This window comes from Clostridium omnivorum, from assembly GCF_026012015.1.
Classification (GTDB): Bacteria; Bacillota; Clostridia; order Clostridiales; family Clostridiaceae; genus Clostridium_AX; species Clostridium_AX omnivorum.
This window is the reverse complement of the sequence record NZ_BRXR01000001.1, coordinates 3,290,666-3,310,824: the sequence shown is the minus strand read 5'-3', so window position 1 is coordinate 3,310,824 and position 20,159 is coordinate 3,290,666. Positions and strand designations below refer to the sequence as shown.

15 protein-coding genes and 2 tRNA genes are annotated in these 20,159 nt (G+C 33.2%); 3 read left to right on the top strand and 14 right to left on the bottom strand.

Annotated features, from left to right (window positions below; all coding sequences use genetic code 11):
- Positions 1–125 precede the first annotated feature (125 nt).
- From bsdE14_RS15530 to bsdE14_RS15520, 3 genes are all read right to left on the bottom strand, one after another.
- Positions 126–200, bottom strand: a tRNA-Gln gene (locus tag bsdE14_RS15530).
- A gap of 14 nt (positions 201–214) precedes the next feature.
- Positions 215–289: transfer RNA gene (locus bsdE14_RS15525), tRNA-Glu, on the bottom strand.
- Positions 290–428: 139 nt separating this feature from the next.
- Entirely contained in the window at positions 429–2,135 is a 1,707-nt protein-coding gene (locus bsdE14_RS15520; RefSeq protein ID WP_264850914.1) for a methyl-accepting chemotaxis protein, read from the bottom strand.
- Positions 2,136–2,378: 243 nt separating this feature from the next.
- On the opposite strand from bsdE14_RS15520, the gene bsdE14_RS15515 reads away from it, so the two are divergent.
- A complete protein-coding gene (locus tag bsdE14_RS15515; RefSeq protein ID WP_264850913.1) occupies positions 2,379–3,713 on the top strand; it encodes a TldD/PmbA family protein in 1,335 nt (444 codons plus the stop codon).
- A gap of 12 nt (positions 3,714–3,725) precedes the next feature.
- Positions 3,726–4,958, top strand: coding sequence for a metallopeptidase TldD-related protein (locus bsdE14_RS15510; RefSeq protein ID WP_264850912.1), 1,233 nt, complete (start codon positions 3,726–3,728; stop codon positions 4,956–4,958).
- Between the two features lie 61 nt (positions 4,959–5,019).
- Here the strand turns inward: bsdE14_RS15510 and splB are convergent, their stop codons facing one another.
- From splB to bsdE14_RS15480, 6 genes are all read right to left on the bottom strand, one after another.
- Positions 5,020–6,030, bottom strand: coding sequence for a spore photoproduct lyase (gene splB, locus bsdE14_RS15505; protein ID WP_264850911.1), 1,011 nt, complete (start codon positions 6,028–6,030; stop codon positions 5,020–5,022).
- Between the two features lie 208 nt (positions 6,031–6,238).
- Entirely contained in the window at positions 6,239–7,240 is a 1,002-nt protein-coding gene (gene lplA / locus bsdE14_RS15500) for a lipoate--protein ligase (protein ID WP_264850910.1), read from the bottom strand.
- Entirely contained in the window at positions 7,230–8,951 is a 1,722-nt protein-coding gene (gene lpdA, locus bsdE14_RS15495; protein WP_264850909.1) for a dihydrolipoyl dehydrogenase, read from the bottom strand. The genes lplA and lpdA overlap by 11 nt, the downstream gene beginning before the upstream one ends.
- A 53-nt stretch (positions 8,952–9,004) precedes the next feature.
- A complete protein-coding gene (locus bsdE14_RS15490) occupies positions 9,005–9,361 on the bottom strand; it encodes a carboxymuconolactone decarboxylase family protein (protein WP_264850908.1) in 357 nt (118 codons plus the stop codon).
- Between the two features lie 168 nt (positions 9,362–9,529).
- Positions 9,530–9,952 (bottom strand): MarR family winged helix-turn-helix transcriptional regulator, encoded by a 423-nt coding sequence (locus bsdE14_RS15485; RefSeq protein ID WP_264850907.1) that lies wholly within the window; start codon positions 9,950–9,952, stop codon positions 9,530–9,532.
- A 100-nt stretch (positions 9,953–10,052) separates the two neighbouring features.
- Positions 10,053–11,228: a Gfo/Idh/MocA family protein gene (locus bsdE14_RS15480; RefSeq protein ID WP_264850906.1), complete on the bottom strand. Its 1,176-nt coding sequence runs from the start codon at positions 11,226–11,228 to the stop codon at positions 10,053–10,055.
- Between the two features lie 201 nt (positions 11,229–11,429).
- On the opposite strand from bsdE14_RS15480, the gene bsdE14_RS15475 reads away from it, so the two are divergent.
- On the top strand, positions 11,430–12,344 hold the full coding sequence (locus bsdE14_RS15475) for an AraC family transcriptional regulator (RefSeq protein WP_264850905.1): 915 nt from the start codon (positions 11,430–11,432) through the stop codon (positions 12,342–12,344).
- Between the two features lie 33 nt (positions 12,345–12,377).
- Here bsdE14_RS15475 and bsdE14_RS15470 read toward each other — a convergent pair whose 3' ends face one another.
- The 5 genes from bsdE14_RS15470 to hcp all read right to left on the bottom strand — a co-directional run bounded on the left by bsdE14_RS15470 (position 12,378) and on the right by hcp (position 19,919).
- Entirely contained in the window at positions 12,378–13,154 is a 777-nt protein-coding gene (locus bsdE14_RS15470) for a carbohydrate ABC transporter permease (protein ID WP_435382610.1), read from the bottom strand.
- Between the two features lie 68 nt (positions 13,155–13,222).
- A complete protein-coding gene (locus bsdE14_RS15465) occupies positions 13,223–14,155 on the bottom strand; it encodes a carbohydrate ABC transporter permease (protein ID WP_264850903.1) in 933 nt (310 codons plus the stop codon).
- Between the two features lie 60 nt (positions 14,156–14,215).
- On the bottom strand, positions 14,216–15,487 hold the full coding sequence (locus bsdE14_RS15460) for an ABC transporter substrate-binding protein (protein ID WP_264850902.1): 1,272 nt from the start codon (positions 15,485–15,487) through the stop codon (positions 14,216–14,218).
- 254 nt (positions 15,488–15,741) lie between these two features.
- The gene (locus bsdE14_RS15455) at positions 15,742–18,108 is read right to left on the bottom strand and encodes a Lon protease family protein (RefSeq protein ID WP_264850901.1); all 2,367 of its coding nucleotides are present in this window, start codon (positions 18,106–18,108) and stop codon (positions 15,742–15,744) included.
- A 161-nt stretch (positions 18,109–18,269) separates the two neighbouring features.
- Entirely contained in the window at positions 18,270–19,919 is a 1,650-nt protein-coding gene (gene hcp / locus bsdE14_RS15450; RefSeq protein ID WP_264850900.1) for a hydroxylamine reductase, read from the bottom strand.
- Positions 19,920–20,159 lie beyond the last annotated feature (240 nt).

The window sequence follows — 20,159 nt, the reverse complement described above, 5'->3', positions numbered from 1 at the left end:
CATATTGTATTATTTCTTTTGTATAATATCTATAACTAACAAGAATTTTAAAAAAAGTGTAGGAGCAAAAAAATAAAAAAAGAGCTCTTCTATGAACTCTTTTTTATAATTTGCTTATATAAAATTGGCTGGGATGGTAGGATTCGAACCTACGAATGCCAGAGTCAGAGTCTGGAGCCTTACCGCTTGGCCACACCCCAATATTATATTGTAATGGTGACTCCTAGGGGAATCGAACCCCTGATTCCACCGTGAGAGGGTGGCGTCTTGACCGCTTGACCAAGGAGCCTTGTCACTAACAACATAAAAATTATATCACTATTTTTTCCAAATGTAAAATTATTTTTAGTAATAGATAAAATTTCAGCCATAGCTTTTATCTATAGGAAAAATTTATAAAAAGCGGCCAATAAGCCGCCTTTAAAAGATTACACTATAAACTTTTCAACCTGTTCCATCATTTCCTTGGTTGAATCGGTCAATTGTGCTGCAGAGGTTGCTACTTCCTCTGAAGAAGAATTCATCTGCTGTGCAGCTGCGGCAATTTCCTCTGATGATGCTGAAACTTCTTGCGATATAGAAGATACCTGTTCAACCTTTTCAAGTATTTCATTCTTTTCGCTATCTATTTTTACCACAGCACCATTTGCCTCTTCTACCTTTGGTATAACCATTTCAACTGCATTAATTATATTTTTAAAGGATTCAATAGTACTATTAATCATATTGATTTGCTGCTGCATTTCATTATCCATATTTCCAGCAGAAAGTATCATTTCTTTTGACTCATCTGCTATAGTGCCTATTAATACATTAATGTTCTCTGAAGATGTTTTACTCTGTTCAGCAAGCATTCTAATTTCATCAGCTACTACTGCAAAACCCTTTCCTGCTTCACCAGCTCTGGCAGCTTCAATTGCTGCATTGAGTGCCAATAAGTTAGTTTGATCAGCAATATCATTTATCAAGGCAGTTATTTCATTTATTTGATTTATACTCATACCTAAATTATCTATTTTACTAATAAAGCTGTTAAAGGAGCTACTTAAACCTTGAACCGAAGCAGCTAGTTTTTCCATATCTTTATTGCTGGATCCTGCTAAGTTATTAATCCCCCTTGTATTTTGTTCAATTTCATTAATGGATACTACTAATTTTTCTAATTCTTCTCCAAAATCCTGTACAATCTCACTTATACTCATTAACTCATTAGATTGAGAACTTGTACCACTTGCCACCTCCGATATAGCAGTAGCAACATTTTCAGAAGAGGATGTCATTTCCTCTGCTGTAGAAGATAAGTTATAGGACTGCATATCTATATGATTTGACTTCTCTTTTATATTTATAATCATGGCTGATACATTATCTAAAGTTTCTCCTAGAGCTTTACTCATCTGCCCAAATTCAGATTTATTGTTTCTCTCTAGCTCAACTGTAAAGTCACCACCAGCAATCTTCTTTAATTTTTGGATTAATTCCATAGAAGAGGAACTAATAGTTATTGAAAAGGCTATTGCAACAATCATAAATACAGCTATGGAAGCTAATGCTATAACAAGTAGAAGTATTATATTACTTTTAAATAGTGCTTCACTGTCTATGTTTAATTTTTCTGCATTAGTTGCATTTAAATTTTGAAGCTGCTTTATACTCTCCTCCAATATCTCTCCTTTACTATATAATTCTTCGTTTTCTGTACTTGTTAAATCCTCTCCTTTAGAAACCTTATCCTTTACACCGTCCCAAAGTTTTATGTATGCATTATAATCGTTTTCAATATCCGTAAGCATTTTCTTTTCTTCACTAGTCATGGTACTTTTTTTATAGTCTTTAAAGCTATTTTTAATCTGAACATCATAATCTGATATTTTAGCCATGTATTCAGGAGTATAGGATAACTGAGCCTTATTCATAATAAGTCTCATACCAAGTAAATTTGATCTTATTGCCGAAATATCTGTGATAGGAATCAATTTATTTGAGTATATATTTTTTACATTCTTATCAATACTGCTCATATTTCTATATCCTACACCACACATTAACATATATGATATCATCGAGATTAGAACTATTATGAAAATTCCATTTTTTAGTTTAATTTTTTTAAACCTTTTTACTAAAAACTTCATGACAATCCCCCTTGCGCACACTCATTTTCATTCATATTATAACATTTTTCGCAATTCGTGTCTAATTATAACGCTTCCAAATATGCATATTTCTTCTTCTCTGAACATAGGTTTATAAGGTGGGCGTTTTATATATCACTATGAAATTCTTTAATTACCTGGTATAATTATCCTAAAATTATAAAAATTAGTCCACAATTAATAGTTATTCTTAACTTTACATGTGGATAAAGGAGGGATTCCATGTTTATATTTCCAAGAAATCTTTATACTGATGTACGTATAGAGGAAGTTTTTGAAACAAAAATATTCTATACTATGGAAAATCTTGATGAAAATAAAACAAGACATTATAAAGCCGCATTTATTAGAGTATTCGATGGCATAAAGTGGTACTACAGTTCTACTACTGACATCTCTAACATTCAAAAGGAAATTGATAATTTAGCTTCCTTAGCAACGCCAAACGAGAATATTTATGATCATCCTGTAATTAAAAAGCTAGAGACTAACAGCGGAAGCTGCATAACTTTTACAGACAATGATATATCTAAAATCCCAAAGGAAAGAAAGCTTTCCCTTCTATTACCTTACTTTAAATATATCAAAAATCCATTTATAAAAATGTATTCATTTAAATACATCGATGAAAGAAAAGTGAAAAATATATATTCCAGTAAAGGCTCTAATTTAACCTTTGACAGCCAAAGAGCTGGTTTTTCTCTTAGATTTAATATGGCAGAAGGTGAAAAGCAGCTTACAGATGGTTTTCAAAGATCTTCCTGCTATTTCAATGAGCTGTTGAATAAAGAAGATGAATTTGTAGAATATATTAAGCTCTGCGAAAATTATCTACATGAAGCTAAATCAGTAATACCTGGCAAGTATACTGTTATTCTTTCACCAGAGGCAGCTGGTGTTTTTGCCCATGAAAGCTTTGGTCACAAGAGCGAAGCAGACTTTATGCTTGGAGATGAAACCATGAAAAAAGAATGGGCTCTAGGTTCAAGAATTGCGCCAGAGCATCTCTCTATAGTTGATGATGGAAATGAAATATCCAGCGGTTATGTACCTTTTGATGATGAAGGTACAAGAGCTAGAAAAACCTTTTTAATTCAAAATGGAATACTTAAAGGAAGACTTCACAGTGCCGTTACTTCCGCCTCCCTTGAAGAAGATGTAACAGGTAACGGAAGAGCAATTAATTTTGAATTTGAGCCTATTGTTAGAATGACCTGCACTTATATAATGCCTGGAAATAAAACCAAAGAACAGCTTATTTCAGAAGTTGAAGAAGGTATTTTAGTTGAAACTATAAAGCACGGCTCTGGTATGTCCACATTTACTTTAGCACCTAATCGAAGCTACTATATAAGAAATGGAAAAATAGCAGAACCAGTTAATGTTTCTGTTATAACTGGCAGCGTATTTGACACCCTTTCTGAAATAGACGGACTATCTGATAAACTCCAAATTATATCTTTTGTAACTGGCGGATGCGGAAAAATGGAACAATTCCCTCTACCTGTAGGCTTTGGCGGCCCATACGTAAGGGTTAGAAATATGAATGTACAATAAGGAGGTGCAGTTATGGTAGTTGAAAAATATTCTAATAGAATTAAGGAAACCAGTATAAATATAGTTCAAACTTCTGTGGAATCAATAAGGAAAAAGGATATAACCAAAACGGGCATGAGAGTGTACAAAGATGGCTTCATTGGAATCTCAGGCTCTTTAGGAAATGCAGAGGACAGTATACTTATTAAAGAAGCTGAAGAAGCACTTGCTAATAAAATCCCCTATAACCTTGAACCTACAGCTAACAAAGAAGAAGCTATAGATTGTAGAGGAGAACTGCTAGATGATGAAGCTTTTGTTAATGAAATCGGTATAGTAATGGAAGAATTAAAAAAATCTCAGCCTAATTTTTACTTTACAAATAAAATAAACTTAGTAGAGCAGGAAATCAATCTTAGCAACATAAGAAATTTAAACCTTTCATACAAAGATAGATATATGCTTGCTGAACTTGTTTTCAAAGAAAAATCTTCAAGGAATATCATGGATGGATTTGTTGAATTTCAAGGAAGAAAATATAATAGAGATGCATTTCTTTCTCTAACAAATAGCACCTGTGATGCATATAGCAATCTTTTATCCTTTGATAAGGAGGGCACTTATCCTGTAGTTTTTTCTATGCTGGAAGGACTTCCACTTATGAAGTTTCTCCAAGACCTTAATGCTAACTTATTTTCTACAGGCAGTTCACTCTTATCAGGTAAAACAGGAGAAAAGCTTTTTAGCAATGACTTTACCCTCTATCAGTCTTTAAACCCTGAAGATGGAATTCATCCTTTCTTTGATGCAGAAGGAACAGTTAATGATAATTATAGATATAGCCTTATAAAAAACGGTGTAGTTGTATCCCCTTATACTGATAAAAGAACGGCGGATAAGTATAAGCTTGCATTAACCGGTAGTGCTGTAGCTGAATATGATAGTGTTCCTAGTTTAGGATTAACAGGCTTTAGTGTTGAAGAAGCAAATAAAAGCCTAGAAGACCTGCTAGGAGGAGAAAAAGCAATATTTGTTGCAATTGCCTCCGGTGGAGATTTCACCCCAGCTGGTGACTTTGCAACACCAGTACAGCTGCCATTTCTATTTGATGGCAAAAGGCTTATTGGAAGACTTCCAGAGCTTCAAGTTTTCTCAAATATATATCATATGTTTGGTGCTGGATACAGAGGAACAGCTAAAAGCGCAATCAATCCATTATCTATAAATAAATATATGGTTATGGATTTGAATGTATCAAAAATATAACTATTTTTTCTCTCATATGGTTTTAAAAGGCTGCTTATCATTATGCAGCCTTTTTAAGCTTCTATGTAAAATACTCAATATTAGAATTATTAAAATTGGTGTTTATTAGCTTAGTAATATAATTTTTAATATCAATACTCTGTTCTTTTTTATAAACATATTTAAATTTTCCGTAGGGTCCCCACTTTAGCTGTCTGTTCTGTTCTTCCATATCTAATTTTGTATTCTTAAATCTGCTTTGTATAAGTTCTTTAGCTGTAGCTGTAAACCTGTGCTGAATTAGTTCAAAACTAATTTGTTCCTGGTAATTGCCTAGTGCACCCTTTAATCTTTCAAAAAGTTCATTATACTGCTGCTGCCAGTTATCAAATATCATTATAGGAGCAACAATAAAACCTATCGGATATCCCGCTTCTGCAATTTTTCTAACTGCTTCCATCCTCTCTTCAAAGCTTGCAGTCTTATGTTCAAAATTTTGTATTACATATTTTGCATTTATACTGAATCTAAATCTTGTGTGCTTATTATGTTTTAAATTTAATAAAGAATCTACATCTGCAAATTTTGTTACTAATCTAAGCCTTCCATAATCACTACCCCCAAAGTATTCTATACACTCACCAAGGCTCCCTGTAAGATGCTCAAGTCCAATGGGATCAGTTATGCTTGCACATTCAAAGGTAGTGATATTAGGCTTGTTTTCTTCTATATAATCATCTATAACCTGAAGTATTTCTTCAACATTTGCAAATATCTTTATATACGGTTTTTCACCTTGTGTAGTTTGTAAATAACAGTACTCGCAATTGCCAGGGCAAGAACTTGTTAGTGAAAACTGATAGTCTGCAGAAGGCCTGCAGGGTGCTAACTTCTTCTGAGAGTTTACAGTTACAAGCACAGTATTCTTCGCATTCATATAAATTTCAGCAGGAGAATCTCCCTTTATCTCAACTTTTTTTGTATATTCTAAAGGTACATTTAGTTTTTCAAGTTTTTCTACTATTTGCTTTCCTCGTTCAAGCTTTAAGCATTTTGGATCTATATATGCCTTATTGGGTACGTAATTAATCATATAATTCACCTCTATAATAGTTTGCTTTTTTATTATTCCATTATGCCTATTTTACTTTTATAAACTTTATTTAAAATCTATGACTTAGTAAATTAACATTGTTAAAAGTTGAATTTTAAATTTAATTTAGTTATTTTATTAAAAAAGCAGTAGTCTTTTCTTTAGACTACTGCTTATATATTAAACTTAAGTGGAATATATCTATTAATCATATTAAGTCATTACAGTTTACAAGCCAACTTGCTATTTCATCTATAACACTATTCTTGCTTCTTACTTCGTTTAAGCTTTTTTGAATTGCTTCCTTCTTAAATTCAGTATTTGTTAATTGTTTTGAAAGTATATCAATAAAGCTATAGTCTAATGCATCCGAGTATATTTTCACCATACTTATTTTTCCATCATGTAAGGAAAAATTTATATCTACATTCCCGAAAGGAAATCTATTTTCAAGGGATACATTGAATTCAGGAGTTTCACCATATCTCCACTTCCAAGAAGAATATTTATCATATAATTGTTGTATGTCAATCATTCTTTCATCGGCAATATATTCTTCCACACTAGAACAATCATAAGTGTTAAGAAAGCTTGCCTGAAGCTTTTTCTTCAAAGTGTCTACATTTATAGAATTTGAAAATGTATTTAAATTCACCACCCTAGATTTCACGGAATCAATTCCCTTAGAAATTATTTTTTCTTTAGAAACTTGCAGATATTTTACCATTTTATTAATATCCGAATTTACAAGTAGTGTACCATGGTGATAGGCTTTTTCTCCATCATAGTAAAAAGCATTTCCCGAAAACTTTTTTCCTTGAACCGTAATATCATTTCTCCCAGAAAATTCAGCTTCTATTCCAAAATCTTTTACAGCATCAATAATTACTTGAAGCTGCTTTTTTATTTCAAATCTATTCCTATGCATTATAAATGTAAAATTTAAGTTACCCATATCATGAAATACAGCTCCACCTCCTGAGAGGCGTCTTGCTATTCTTCCACCTATAACTTCGAATTCCTTACATCTGCATTCCTTCCACGGGTTTTGATTTTTCCCTATAACAATTGTATTATCATTTTGCCATAGATATAAAATCACTTCATCTTTCTTAACATTATTAAACAGGAATTCTTCTAGTGCTAAATTAAACCATGGATTGTTTGATTTTGAATGAACAATTTCTAACCTGAAGGCATCATTTGACAAAGTGTATTGAACCCCCTCTTAACTCCAATGCAGCTTCATGTATAATCTCTGTTGTAGTTGGATGTGCATGAATAGTCTCTTCAATATGCTTTGCAGTTAAGTTGTTCTTTACAGCAAGTGTAATTTCACCAATTAAGTCAGAGGCATGAAGTCCAACTACAGCTCCGCCTATGAGTCTACCTGTCGACTTATCTTCTATTAGTTTAATAAACCCTTGACTTTCTCCATAGGTAAGTGCCTTACCATTTGCAGCAATAGGAAACTTTCCAACTTTTATATCTATGCCCATAATTTCAGCCTGCTTTTCAGTAATTCCTACCATTGCAATTTCAGGATAGGTAAATATAACACTAGGTACAGTACTATAATCCATATCCACGCTTGTACCCATTATACTTTCCACAGCAACAATTCCTTGATGAGAAGCTACATGGGCAAGCTGTACTATATTAGTTACATCGCCTATAGCATATATACCTTCTACATTTGTCTCCATGTGAGAATTTACTTTTATACCTCTTTTCTCCCCAAGTTCAATACCTGCGTTTTCTATGTTTAAACCCTCATAGTAAGGAGCCCTTCCTGCTGCTGAAAGTATTTTATCAGCTGTTACATATTTAGTTTCGTTTTCTGTTTTAAATTCAACAATACTGCTTCCATCTTCAGCTCTTATGATAGCTTCTACTTTTGCCTTAGTATAAATTTTAATACCACAATCTTTTGCACTTCTATACAGTTCATTACATATATCACTATCACAATTCATCAAACAATCATCAACATATTCTATAACTGTAACTTGTGACCCAAAGCTTGAGAATATAAAAGCAAATTCCATTCCTATGACTCCGCCACCAATTATCACAAGCTTTTTAGGAAGTTCTTTTAAGTTCAAAGCTTCACTACTATTAATAACTTCGGAAAGCTCTATGCCCTTTATAGGTGGATTTACTGATTTTGAACCAGTTGCAACTATGATATTTTTAGCCATGATAGTAGTTTCACTAGTACTAGATTTAACCAAAACAGATTCTTTATCAATAAACTCTGCCATTCCTTTAACAATAGTTATTTTATTTTTGTCCATGAGATATTGAATTCCTGAAACTAATTCCTTAATAACGCTGTCCTTTCTATCCATAACCTTTTTTAAATCATAGGATATATTTTCAGCGTAACATCCATACTTTTCTGCTTCCCTTAATTCTCTATATACTTCTGCAGATCTAACTAGAGCTTTAGTAGGTATGCATCCTAAGTTAAGGCAGGTTCCCCCTAGCGCTTCCTTCTCAGCTAAAACTACTTTTGCACCCATTTGAGCAGCCTTAATTGCTGCTACATATCCCCCAGGCCCGCCACCTATAATAAGAATATCTGTTTCAATTTTTTGCTTAATTGGTTTTATCATATTTTGAAAATAATTAAAGCTGTTAGGCTTATTATCTTTTGAAATTGTTGTTGTACTCCCTTTAAACTGTTCAGCATTAATAACCGCAAGCAAAGTTTGTGAATCTACTTTATCACCAACAGCTACCTTAATTTCATCAATACTTCCTGAAACCTGAGACTTTACAGCCATATTTCCCTTACTTCCCTCAACTTCAAGCACTAATTCACCAGCTGCTACTTTATCGCCATTTTTTTTATGAATATTAGTTACCACTGCATCTTTACCATGTCCAAGCAATGAACCAATTTTTAATTCCACCATTTTACCCTCCTTTATGTAATAAGGCAGCTTTTAAGCTGCCTTATTATATGTATCTACTTATTAAATTCTGGAGCAAACTCTTCAATAGAATCCTTTAACAGTGTTACAGAATAAGCCATAGAGGGACCTCCGCCAAAGGCTACTGAAACCATCGCTGCTTCCATTATTTCTTCTCTTGTAGCACCAGCTTCCAATGCCTTGTATACATGGAATACAATGCAATACTCACATCTGTTATAAGCAGCTATTCCCACACTTATAAGTTCTTTTGTTTTTACTTCTAATGCCTTTGGTTCATAGGCAGCTCCTAATAATCCCATGAAAGCATTAACTTGTGCTTCATTAGTCGCTCCTACTGTTTGTAAACCATTCATAAAATCATTTAACATTTCTCTTGGATTTTTTCCCATTTTATATTCCCCCTTTAAATACTTGCTATGCTAATTATTAGTATAGCAAGTATGTGATAGAAATTCAAGCTATAATTGATATTTTTGTGTATTTTTTAACAATGTTTTTAAAAAAAGAACTGTTATACCTAGCTTCAGGTAAACAGCCCTCAAATTTATACTTAAAATTTAGCTTATATTGTCAATCATTTTTTGTAAAACTCTATTAAAGGTTTCAAACTCTTCATCTGTAATGCCTTTTGAAATAGAATCTTTCATTTTTTCTCCTTCAGGAATAAGTTCTGTAATTCTATTTTTTCCTGAATCCGTAAGTATAATATAAGTTATTCGCCTATTCTCAGGCTCCTTTACTCTTTCTACATACTTTTCCTTTTCCAGTCTATCAATAAGTCTTACTATAGTAGATTCCTTAATGTTCATTTTATCAGCTAGTTCTTTTTGAGACGCCTTACCATCCTTAAGAAGATAATATAACGCAATCCATTGAACTCTTGTTATTCCATATGACATTAATCTATCATTAAATACTTCTGCTATCTTTTTTGATGCCTTATTAGTTATAAATCCTATGCAGGAATCTATATCAAACATAAAAGTCCCCCTAAGCAATTAAATTCTTTAATTTTAATAATAATTTTATCAGCTTAGGTTGAGTTGTCAACTATTTTTTTAGATAGCAGTTTTTATTACATTACAACTCCTGTATTTCACCTGTCCTAATTGCCTCATGAGCCTTTAAGCCTAAAAGAATAGCCTCAAGTCCAGCTTCTCCTCCTGCTATTGGCTGCTTTCCAGTATCAAGTGCATCTACAAAGTCTTGGATGATATACTTGTCTCCACCACCATGTCCTTCTGAGGATTGAAGATTGGTATATGTAATAGTTTCAATTCTATCATACATGCTGTGTCTTAACTGTACAGTAATGGTGTCCTTAGCATCATCCAGCTTTAATTTTCCTTTAGTACCTATAAATATATACTCTCTGTTATCATCAGGAGTATAATGACATTCCATATAAGAAACCTTAGCTCCATTAGTATATTCTAATATTACTTGATGATTATCAAGTACATCTATTTCTTTTCTAAATGCGCATTGATTTCTCCATATATTATATAAAACCTCTGTCTTTTTACCATCGTACCTTTCCCAATTAACTATTCTCTCTCTCGTTGCTTCAGGACAGTTATATTTTTCTTCACAGTTTTCGCACACTAGTTCATTAGCTTTATCTCCTCCGAAATAGTCCTGACTTCCAAAAGCCATTAATCTTTTTGCATTAGAATTTACAATCCAGTTTATAATATCAAAGTCATGGCTTCCCTTTTGCAAAAGCAAACCGCTTGTATTTTCAAAGGTGCTGTGCCAGTCATGGAAATACCAATCGCTTCCCGCACCAACTGAGTGAAGTACCCAGCCTGTCTTAAGTTCTCCTAGAGCTCCACTATTAACAATTTCATACATCTTTTTATATAGTTTGTTATATCTAAGCACAAAGCCAATTGTAAGAGTCTTTCCACTTTCATCTCTCTTTTCAATTACTCTCTTTCCACCTTCAATAGTGGTAGCTATTGGCTTTTCCAGAAAAACATGCTTTCCAGCTTCAAAAGCTGCTATTGCCTGCTCCTCATGAACATAATCTGGGCTCATTATCACAACTGCATCTATATCCTCTCTTTTTAACAACATTTTATAGTCCTTGTATTTATCCCATTCTGCCTCATATCTGCTGCAAAGTAAGTCCATATTCTCTTGGTGTATATCTGATATAGCCTTTATTTCAAACCTTCCATGTTTTAAAAGCTCATTAATGAAAAACATGGTTCTCATTCCTGTACCGATTATTCCAAGTCTGTATTTTCTCATATTTCTTCCTCCTTTTACTGAGAACACTGGGTAAACCAACCTTGCGGATTAAAATATGAGTTTACCCATAAAAGCCTTTTTAGGATCTTCCTCCAAATAAATATTTTTATGCTATGCAATATTTTGCATTCGTATTTTTATGATATACTTATGTTGATAACAAAAGAACTCCTAGAATAATTACTATCAGGGGGTAGTGCTATGAAATTTGTAAAAACTGATTTAAAAGAAGATATTGTTATTAACAGTGTAGTAACTATTCACTACTTTGAATTCTCTAAAAACTATAAATTCTACGGCGAATCACATAACTTCTGGGAAATCGTCTATATAGATAAAGGTGAACTTTCAATACTCGCCGACGAAAATATGTATGTTTTAAATCAAGGTGAAGCTATCTTTCATAAGCCAAATGAATTTCACAGTCAGTGGTGCAACGGAAAAGTGGCTCCTAATATCATGGTTATCTCCTTTTGCTGCTCTTCACCTGAAATGAAATACTTTGAAAATAAAATTTCAAAATTAAATCGTACTTGTAAAGATCTATTGTCTCAAATAGCTAAGGAAGCTAACCTATGCTTTAAGCTTCCCATCAAGACTGACTTTGTAAAACAAGAAATCAAATTAAATAGACAACCATCTCCTCCCAAGGGTTCTGAACAATTAATAAAAATCTATCTTGAACAGCTTTTAATATACCTTTTAAGAGAAAACTCTAGTATTGATAAGGTAGAAAGAATGTCTGCCGAATCAAAACAACAGTATCATGAAGAAATAGCTAAGCAGATAGAGAATTATTTAAGCAAAAATCTTTATTCCACTATTCAATTTGAAGATGTAGCTTCCTTCTGTAATCTCAGCAAAACTACACTTAAAGTAATTTACAAAGAAGTCACAGGCAAAAGTATAATGGACTTTTATAGACATCTAAAAATCGAAGAAGCTAAAAGACTTATTAGAGAAGAACTTTTTACCTTCTCAGAAATTGCAGATAAACTAAACTATAATTCTGTTCATCATTTTTCAAGACAATTTAAGAATATTACTGGAATGACTCCATCAGAGTATTCCATATCTATAAAATCAGATTTATGCATCAGACGATCCCTTAAATAAACAGGGATCTTATCATTTAACCTAACTTAATTGTTACCCTTTGGTTCCAGTTAAAGCTATTCCTTCTACAAATGACTTTTGGAAAATTATGAATAAAACTATCATAGGCCATATAGCCATTACTGACCCAGCCATAAGTATTGGGAAATTGGTTAAGTGCTGACCTTGGAGAGATGCTAGCCCTGCTGAAAGTGTCATCTTATGATCTGAAGTATTTACTATAAGCGGCCACATCAAATCATTCCAGCTCCATAATGCAGTGAATATTCCCAAAGAAGTAAGTCCAGGCTTTGCGAGTGGCATCATTATCTTCCAAAATATTTGAAAGTGATTACAGCCATCAAGTATAGCCGCCTCCTCCAGCTCTTTAGGCAGAGTCATAAAAAATTGTCTTAGCAAAAAGGTTCCAAAGGCACTAAAGAGTCCAGGTATTATAAGTGCCCTTAAAGTGTTTAACAGCCCTAGTTTTTGCATTATCATATACTGAGGCAGTAAAAATATTTGTCCAGGTACCATCAACACTGATAGTATTAGAATGAATATGGCATTTTTAAAAGGAAATTCAATTCTTGCAAAGGCATAAGCAGCCATTGAACATAATAAAACCTGTCCTACTGTTTTAACCACGGTTGATACTATAGTGTTGAAATAAAAGGTTGAAAATGGCAATGTCTTTAAAACTTCCTTATAGTTTGACCACATAAACTTTTTAGGGATAATTGAGGGTGGTATCTGCGTAGATTCACCTAAGGTTTTAAGTGAAGTAAGCAGCATCCATATAAACGGAGTTATTGTAATCAATATTCCCATTAAAAGTATGATGTGAATAAAAATTTTATTTGTTTTCTTTATTCCACTTTCCACAGTACTCACACCTCCTATTCATAGTTAACCCATTTATTTTGTAATTTTACTTGAACTGCAGTTATTATCATTATTATAAAGAACAGCACAATGGCAATTGCAGATGCATATCCCTTTTCTTGTAATTCAAAGGCACTTCTATAAAACAAATATACTACTGATTGAGTGCTTTCCAACGCTACGCTATTAGTTGAAATCATCATGAATATATAGTCAAACACTTGAAATGACTCTATTAACGTCATAACAACAACAAAGAATATGGTTGGAGTTAGCAGCGGTAAAGTAATCTTAAAAAACTTTGCTAGCCCCCCAGCTCCATCTATTTCTGCAGCCTCATAATAGCTCTTAGAAATACCTTGAAGCCCTGCTAAAAGTATTATCATGTTATAGCCAACTTTTGTCCAAATAGCAACCATAATTATAGAGAAAAGAGCTATCTTTGGATCCGTTATCCAACCAGGGCCTTTAATGCCAACTTTAGATAACAGAAAGTTAATAAGACCGTAATTACTGTTAAATAGCCATTTCCATACCATTGAAACCGCAGCAGGCATAGTTACTGCAGGTAAAAAATAAATTGTTCTATATACAGTCAAACCTTTAATGTTGGAATTAAGAAGAACTGCTAGCAGTATTGATAAAAATACTCCTACAGGTACTGCAATAATTGTGAACACTAAAGTATTCTTAAGAGCTAAATAAAACGTTGTATCCGTAAGTATCTTCTTAAAGTTGTCAAGATTTATTGAATTATATGCTCCGAAGGCTCCCATGTTTGTAAAACTTATAAAAAAGGTTTTAAAAAATGGTATTATGTAGAATGCAATCAATCCTACCATAACAGGTAAAATCATGAGGTATCCCCAGTAGCAATCATTCAATTTTTTTCTACCTAAGCGCTTTGGCTTTCTAAGTGCGCTATTTACACTATATTCTGTCCTCATATAATTACCCCTTTATCAACAGTCAGCACTAATACTATAATAGTGCCGACTGTATTTATATTACTTTTCTTCCTGTAATGCCTTATTCATTCCATCCGCTATAGCTTTGCATGCATCAGCTGCTGAAATTTCTCCTGCCCATGCCTTTTTAAGATTTTCATCCTGTATAGTAACCCACTTAGATGTATTCTTTGATACAGGATACATTACAGAATAATCTAGTTCATCTGTATAAGCTTTTAAGTTTACATTTTTATAGGAATCCAGCAATATTTGAAGGGCTGGCTTATATGCAGGGATTACAACACCTGATTTTGCAACCATTTCATTAGCATCTTTACTTGATAAGAATTTTACAAATTCCCATGCTTCATCTGCATGCTTTGTCTTTGTATAAATTACATTACTAAGACCATGTATTATTGCTGCATTTTTATTTATTTTTGGCATTGAAACTAAATCTATATTATCTTTTATTTGATCATTCTTTAAAAATTGTGGTATCATCCATGAGCCTTGGAAGGTCATAGCAACCTTTCCTGATGAGAACAAATCTTGAGCTGAAGTTTCTGTCATCTGCTGTGCTGTAGGTGAAGAACCATCCTTGATTAAATCTAGCCAGCATTGTATACCTTCGACCCCACCTGGCTGATCATATCCTGATTTCTTTCTATCCTCTGAAATTATAAATCCTCCAGCTTGCAAAATTGTATTATAATAGCCCTGCTGATCATCTTGTGCTGCTGCTACACCATATATACCCTTAGATTTATTTGTCAATTTTTTAGCTATTTCTCTCATTGTATTCCAGTCCCAGCTGCTGTTTGGATAAGGAACCTTAGCTTCATCAAATAGCTTTTTATTGTACCATACTGCTGTAGTATCCCAGTCCTTAGGAATTCCGTATAATTTACTGTCAATTGTATATAAATCCACTAGGGATTTAGGAAAATCCTCAAGACTCAAATTGTCCTTTTTAACTTTGTCTGATATAGGTAATAGCATGTTGCCAGAAGCGTATTTAGCAATATTAGGGCCATTCATCCAAAATACATCCGGAAGATTCCCCCCCGTTGCCTCAGTCTCAAGTTTTGTCCAATACTGTTTGTATGGAGTAAGCTGAATGTCCACCTTAATATTGGGGTGGCTCTCTTGGAACTTATCTGCTATTTGTCTCATTACAGGTTCTTGATTTTTGTCCCAAATACCATAAACTAAAGTTACTTTTCCTTTTTCACCCTTGTTACTGCTAGTAGCTTGACTACAACCACCAAGAATAGATGCTGCGATAGTAGTACTAATAACTAAGGCAACTATCTTTTTTAAATTCATACTATTTCCCCCTTACATCACAAATTTATTTGTAATTGATTTCATTAATAGATTAGCACAGGGTACTTGTTTTTACTTTGCATAATCGGTCACACTATTTGACAATTCGGTCAATTGATTTTTGCATTATCCTAAATGCATTATTCGAAAAAATCTGTGTATTTTAAAATCTTATATATGTAATGCAACTACTAATTTTTTGTTTTAAAATCTCATGCATAAAAAAACTCTACGGCTTTGCCGTAGAGTTTTTTTTAACTCTCTTTTAAAATTTGATTATATCGTGTAAGCTTTTGAATTATTCTGTCCTTAATTTCCTTTATAAGCTTAGGCGATGTCCTACTAGTAAATTTATAATCGCATAGAATTTCAAGGCACTGTTCTATGCTTGCTACTGAGTATATATGGAATAATCCACTATCCACTGCATTTATTATCTTATCATTCAAAATAAGATCATCCACATTAGTAACTGGTATTATAACTCCATGAGAACCGTCAAGACCAAATATGGAGCAAATATCAAAATAACCTTCTATTTTTTCATTAACTCCACCTATTGGCTGTATTTCTCCCTTTTGATTTACAGATCCAGTAATAGCTAGACTTTGCTTTAGAGGAATATCTGAAAGACTAGATAATAACGCTAGTAGTTCAGCTGCAGAAGCACTATCCCCCTCTATCCCAGAGTAAAGCTGCTCAAAGGCTATGCTGGCGTTAAAGGAAATTCTTGTGTCCTGACCTAATAATTCTCCTACAAAGCCTGAAAGTATCATGATCCCTTTATCATGAATACTGCCGCTCATTTCAGTTTCTCTTTCAATATTAACTACACCTTTTTTACCTGCATAAGTGTTAACAGTTATTCTATGCTGCTGTCCAACAACACAGTCACCATAATTAGATACAGAAAGGCCATTAATTTGTCCAATCTTACTTCCCTTTAGTTCAACAACATATTTTCTAGTTTCATACATATTAAGAACCTTTTTTCTAACTAAACCATGCATAGCTTCAGTTTCCAACATAGCACTTTTTATATGCTCTCTGTCTATAAGCTTTGAATCCTCAGAAGCTGCATAATAATCAGCTAGATCAACAATCTGCATAAGCTTGCTCATTGATGCCGAAAAATAATTTCTGCTCTCTGCAAGTCTTGAAGAATATCTTAAAAGTTCGCTTATTCCAGCCTTTGTTATATGCCTTAAATCATTCTGCTTAACATAATTTGAAAGAAAGCCCACCAAGTTGCAAATATTATTTTCTTCATTTTCTATTTCGCTATCAAACTCAGCTTTTATCTTAAATAACTTCTCGAACTCCAAATCCCTTTCTAACAGCATTGAATAAAGCATATTGCTTCCCAGAAGAATTACTTTTACTTTTAAAGGTATACTTTCTGGATTTAGAGTAATAATGGGCAGCATATCTACGTCGTGCTTGAAATTTTCAATATTAATAACTTCTAAGTTTATACACTTCTTTAGAGCTTCCCAAGACTTTGGACTCGAAAATAATTCATGGGCTTTTATAATTAAGTATCCACCATTAGCTTGATGCAAGCACCCTGGCTTTATTAGTGAAAAATCAGTAATTAAATTTCCAAGCTTATTTTCATACTCTACCTTTCCAAGAAGGCTTCCATACTCCGCAGAATCAGCAAAGATTACTGGAGCTCCTTTGTCTTCACTATTGCATACTAAAACATTAACTTCGTATCTTCTAAAGAATAGTTTTTCAAGCTCCTTATCCTTTTTTTCTTGCTCTTCATTCTCAAGAAAGGCTCCTATATTCTGTATAATATCCTTTTTAAGCTGTTCAATATATCTTCTAACCTTATCATTTAATCCATAGTTTTCAAAAAGGTATGAAATTTTTTGCTTTATTATAGTTTCAGCAATTTTATTATCTAAAGCCTTTAGTTCTTCTTCCATCCTTTTGGATAATTTTCTAGTATTCTTAATTATATCTACAGAAAGCATTCTTAGTTCCCCTATAGAACTATTAACTTTTTCCTTCTGTTCCTGTGTAAGCTTATTATAATCTTCAGTTTCCATCTCTTTATCACCTATCATTGGGATGAAAACAAACTCACCAGTGGGAGTTTCCTTAATGTTAAAATTCTTCTTCGTTGCTTCCTCTTCAAGATAATCAGAAAGCTTCACTATCTCATCTTCGTATTTATCCATGAGCTTACTTTTTTCTTTTTCATAGTTTTGAGAATTAAAAAAAGTAGGAACTTCCTTGAAAAGATATTTTATAAATTCCGCCACATCCTCTTTAAACTTATTTGCTGTACCGGTTTTTAGAGGAATAGCTAAAGGTATATTAGAATCTTCAAAATTATAAACATAACACCAATCCTCTGGCGCTGGAAGATTTTTTGCGTATTCTTCAATCTTTCTCACAATGTAACCAGTCTTACCAGTGCCGCTGTGACCAGAAATAAAAATATTATAGCCCTTTTTATTCATCTTTAGTCCTAGTTCTATAGACTTTTCTGCCCTCTTTTGGCCTATTATGCTCTTATAGGGCTCAATATCTTCAGTGGTTTTAAAAGCAGGCAGCTGTGGAAAATTTAAAACTAAGTCCTTTGCCTTGAGTTCAACAAATTTTGTCATAAAATCTCCCCCAATCCATATTTTTGTCATTATTTAAACCTTTACATTAGTTATATTCTATTATAAAGCTATGATGCAAAAAGTAAAGAAAAAAAGCCTCCTAAATTTAGGAGGCCTTAAAAGGGGATATGAAACTGTATTATGTGTGCGCTTATTGTTAATTACATTTCCATGAACATCTTCATATCATCATCTACGTTTGTTATTCCGCCAATTCCAAAGTTTTCTACTAATACCTTAGTTACATTTGGAGAAAGGAATCCTGGTAGTGTTGGTCCTAAGTGAATATTCTTAACACCTAAGTGTAGTAATGCTAGTAATACTATTACAGCCTTTTGCTCATACCAAGCAATGTTATAAGCTATTGGCAATTCATTAATATTTTCAAGACCAAATACTTCTTTTAGCTTTAATGCAATTACAGCTAAAGAGTAAGAGTCATTACATTGTCCTGCATCTAATACTCTTGGAATTCCGTTGATGTCTCCAAGGTTTAGCTTGTTGTATTTATATTTAGCACATCCTGCTGTTAATATGACTGTATCCTTTGGAAGCTTTTCTGCAAATTCTGTATAGTAGTTTCTGCTCTTCATTCTTCCGTCGCAGCCTGCCATTACAAAGAACTTCTTAATAGCACCAGTTTTAACTGCCTCTACCACTTGATCAGCTAATGCTAATACTTGTGCATGAGCAAATCCGCCTAGTATTTCTCCGCTTTCTATTTCTGTTGGAGCTGGTAAAGTTTTTGCTAGAGCTATTATTTCTGAGAAATCTTTTGATCCATCTGCCTTCTTATCTATATGCTTAACGCCTTCTACTCCTGTTGCTCCTGTTGTGAACATTCTGCTCTTATAGGAATCCTTTGGAGGTACAATACAATTTGTTGTCATTAGTATTGGTCCATTAAAGCTTTCAAATTCTTTATCCTGTAACCACCATGCATTTCCGTAATTTCCTGCAAAATGACTGTACTTCTTAAATGCTGGATAGTAGTGTGCTGGAAGCATTTCTGAGTGAGTATATACATCTACTCCAGTTCCTTCTGTTTGAGCTAATAATATCTCTAAATCTTTTAAATCATGTCCGCTTACAAGTATTGCTGGGTTATTTCTTACCCCTATATTTACCTTTGTCATTTCTGGGTTACCATAAGCTGTAGTATTAGCTTTATCTAGTAATGCCATAGCATCTACGCCATATTTTCCACACTCTAAAACTATTGCTACATATTCATTTACACCTAGTTTATCATCAGTTGTAGCTGCAAGTCCTCTTTGCATAAATTCAAATACGCCATTATCATTAAAACCTAGGTTATATGCGTGTTCTGCATAAGCAGCCATTCCTTTTAATCCATAAGTTAATAATTCTCTTAAAGATCTTATATCTTCATCCTTAGTTTGAAGAATGCTTACATCTCCTGATTCAGCCTTAACTTCTAATTCTGCATCGGATGAGCCATTCCATGTTAAACCTTCATAATTACTTTGGATCTTTCCACCAGCATTAACAACTGCTTCTACTATTTCATCTCTTAGCTTTAATCCAGCTCTAACTGCGTTAAGGAATCTAGCTTTATCCCAGTTAGCATTTGTTATAGTCATGAATAATCCGTCAAATACGAATTTATCAGTTTCTGGTCTATTTACCCCTAGCTCTCTTGCTTTTACATTAGCAACAGATATTCCTTTTAAAACATACATTAATAGGTCTTGTAGGTTAGCAAGGTCAGATGTCTTACCACAAACCCCTCTCATTGTACAAGCTTTTCCACCTGCTGTCTCTTGGCATTGATAACAAAACATACTCATTAATAGAACCCTCCTTATTATCTCAGCGAGCCTTTGGCTCTTATTATTTTAGATTTATGTAGCATTTAAAGTACTTTCATGCTCTGAATTTTTCCTGTTCATCACAATAACATCATATCAACTTAAGCTAATAAAATCGGTAACAATTATTACGCAATTAAATATTTTATGATAAAATTTTCTACATAGGATTAAAATATTATTGAGAGTATTTTCTTTTGTCAAAAGAAATATTAAATG

Coding starts and splice junctions, on each gene's coding strand:
- bsdE14_RS15520 (WP_264850914.1), bottom strand. CDS start 2,135: ATGAAGTTTTTAGTAAAAAGGTTTAAAAAAATTAAACTAAAAAATGGA.
- bsdE14_RS15515 (WP_264850913.1), top strand. CDS start 2,379: ATGTTTATATTTCCAAGAAATCTTTATACTGATGTACGTATAGAGGAA.
- bsdE14_RS15510 (WP_264850912.1), top strand. CDS start 3,726: ATGGTAGTTGAAAAATATTCTAATAGAATTAAGGAAACCAGTATAAAT.
- splB (WP_264850911.1), bottom strand. CDS start 6,030: ATGATTAATTACGTACCCAATAAGGCATATATAGATCCAAAATGCTTA.
- lpdA (WP_264850909.1), bottom strand. CDS start 8,951: ATGGTGGAATTAAAAATTGGTTCATTGCTTGGACATGGTAAAGATGCA.
- bsdE14_RS15490 (WP_264850908.1), bottom strand. CDS start 9,361: ATGGGAAAAAATCCAAGAGAAATGTTAAATGATTTTATGAATGGTTTA.
- bsdE14_RS15485 (WP_264850907.1), bottom strand. CDS start 9,952: ATGTTTGATATAGATTCCTGCATAGGATTTATAACTAATAAGGCATCA.
- bsdE14_RS15480 (WP_264850906.1), bottom strand. CDS start 11,228: ATGAGAAAATACAGACTTGGAATAATCGGTACAGGAATGAGAACCATG.
- bsdE14_RS15475 (WP_264850905.1), top strand. CDS start 11,430: ATGAAATTTGTAAAAACTGATTTAAAAGAAGATATTGTTATTAACAGT.
- bsdE14_RS15470 (WP_435382610.1), bottom strand. CDS start 13,154: ATGGGAATATTGATTACAATAACTCCGTTTATATGGATGCTGCTTACT.
- bsdE14_RS15465 (WP_264850903.1), bottom strand. CDS start 14,155: ATGAGGACAGAATATAGTGTAAATAGCGCACTTAGAAAGCCAAAGCGC.
- bsdE14_RS15460 (WP_264850902.1), bottom strand. CDS start 15,487: ATGAATTTAAAAAAGATAGTTGCCTTAGTTATTAGTACTACTATCGCA.
- bsdE14_RS15455 (WP_264850901.1), bottom strand. CDS start 18,108: ATGACAAAATTTGTTGAACTCAAGGCAAAGGACTTAGTTTTAAATTTT.
- hcp (WP_264850900.1), bottom strand. CDS start 19,919: ATGAGTATGTTTTGTTATCAATGCCAAGAGACAGCAGGTGGAAAAGCT.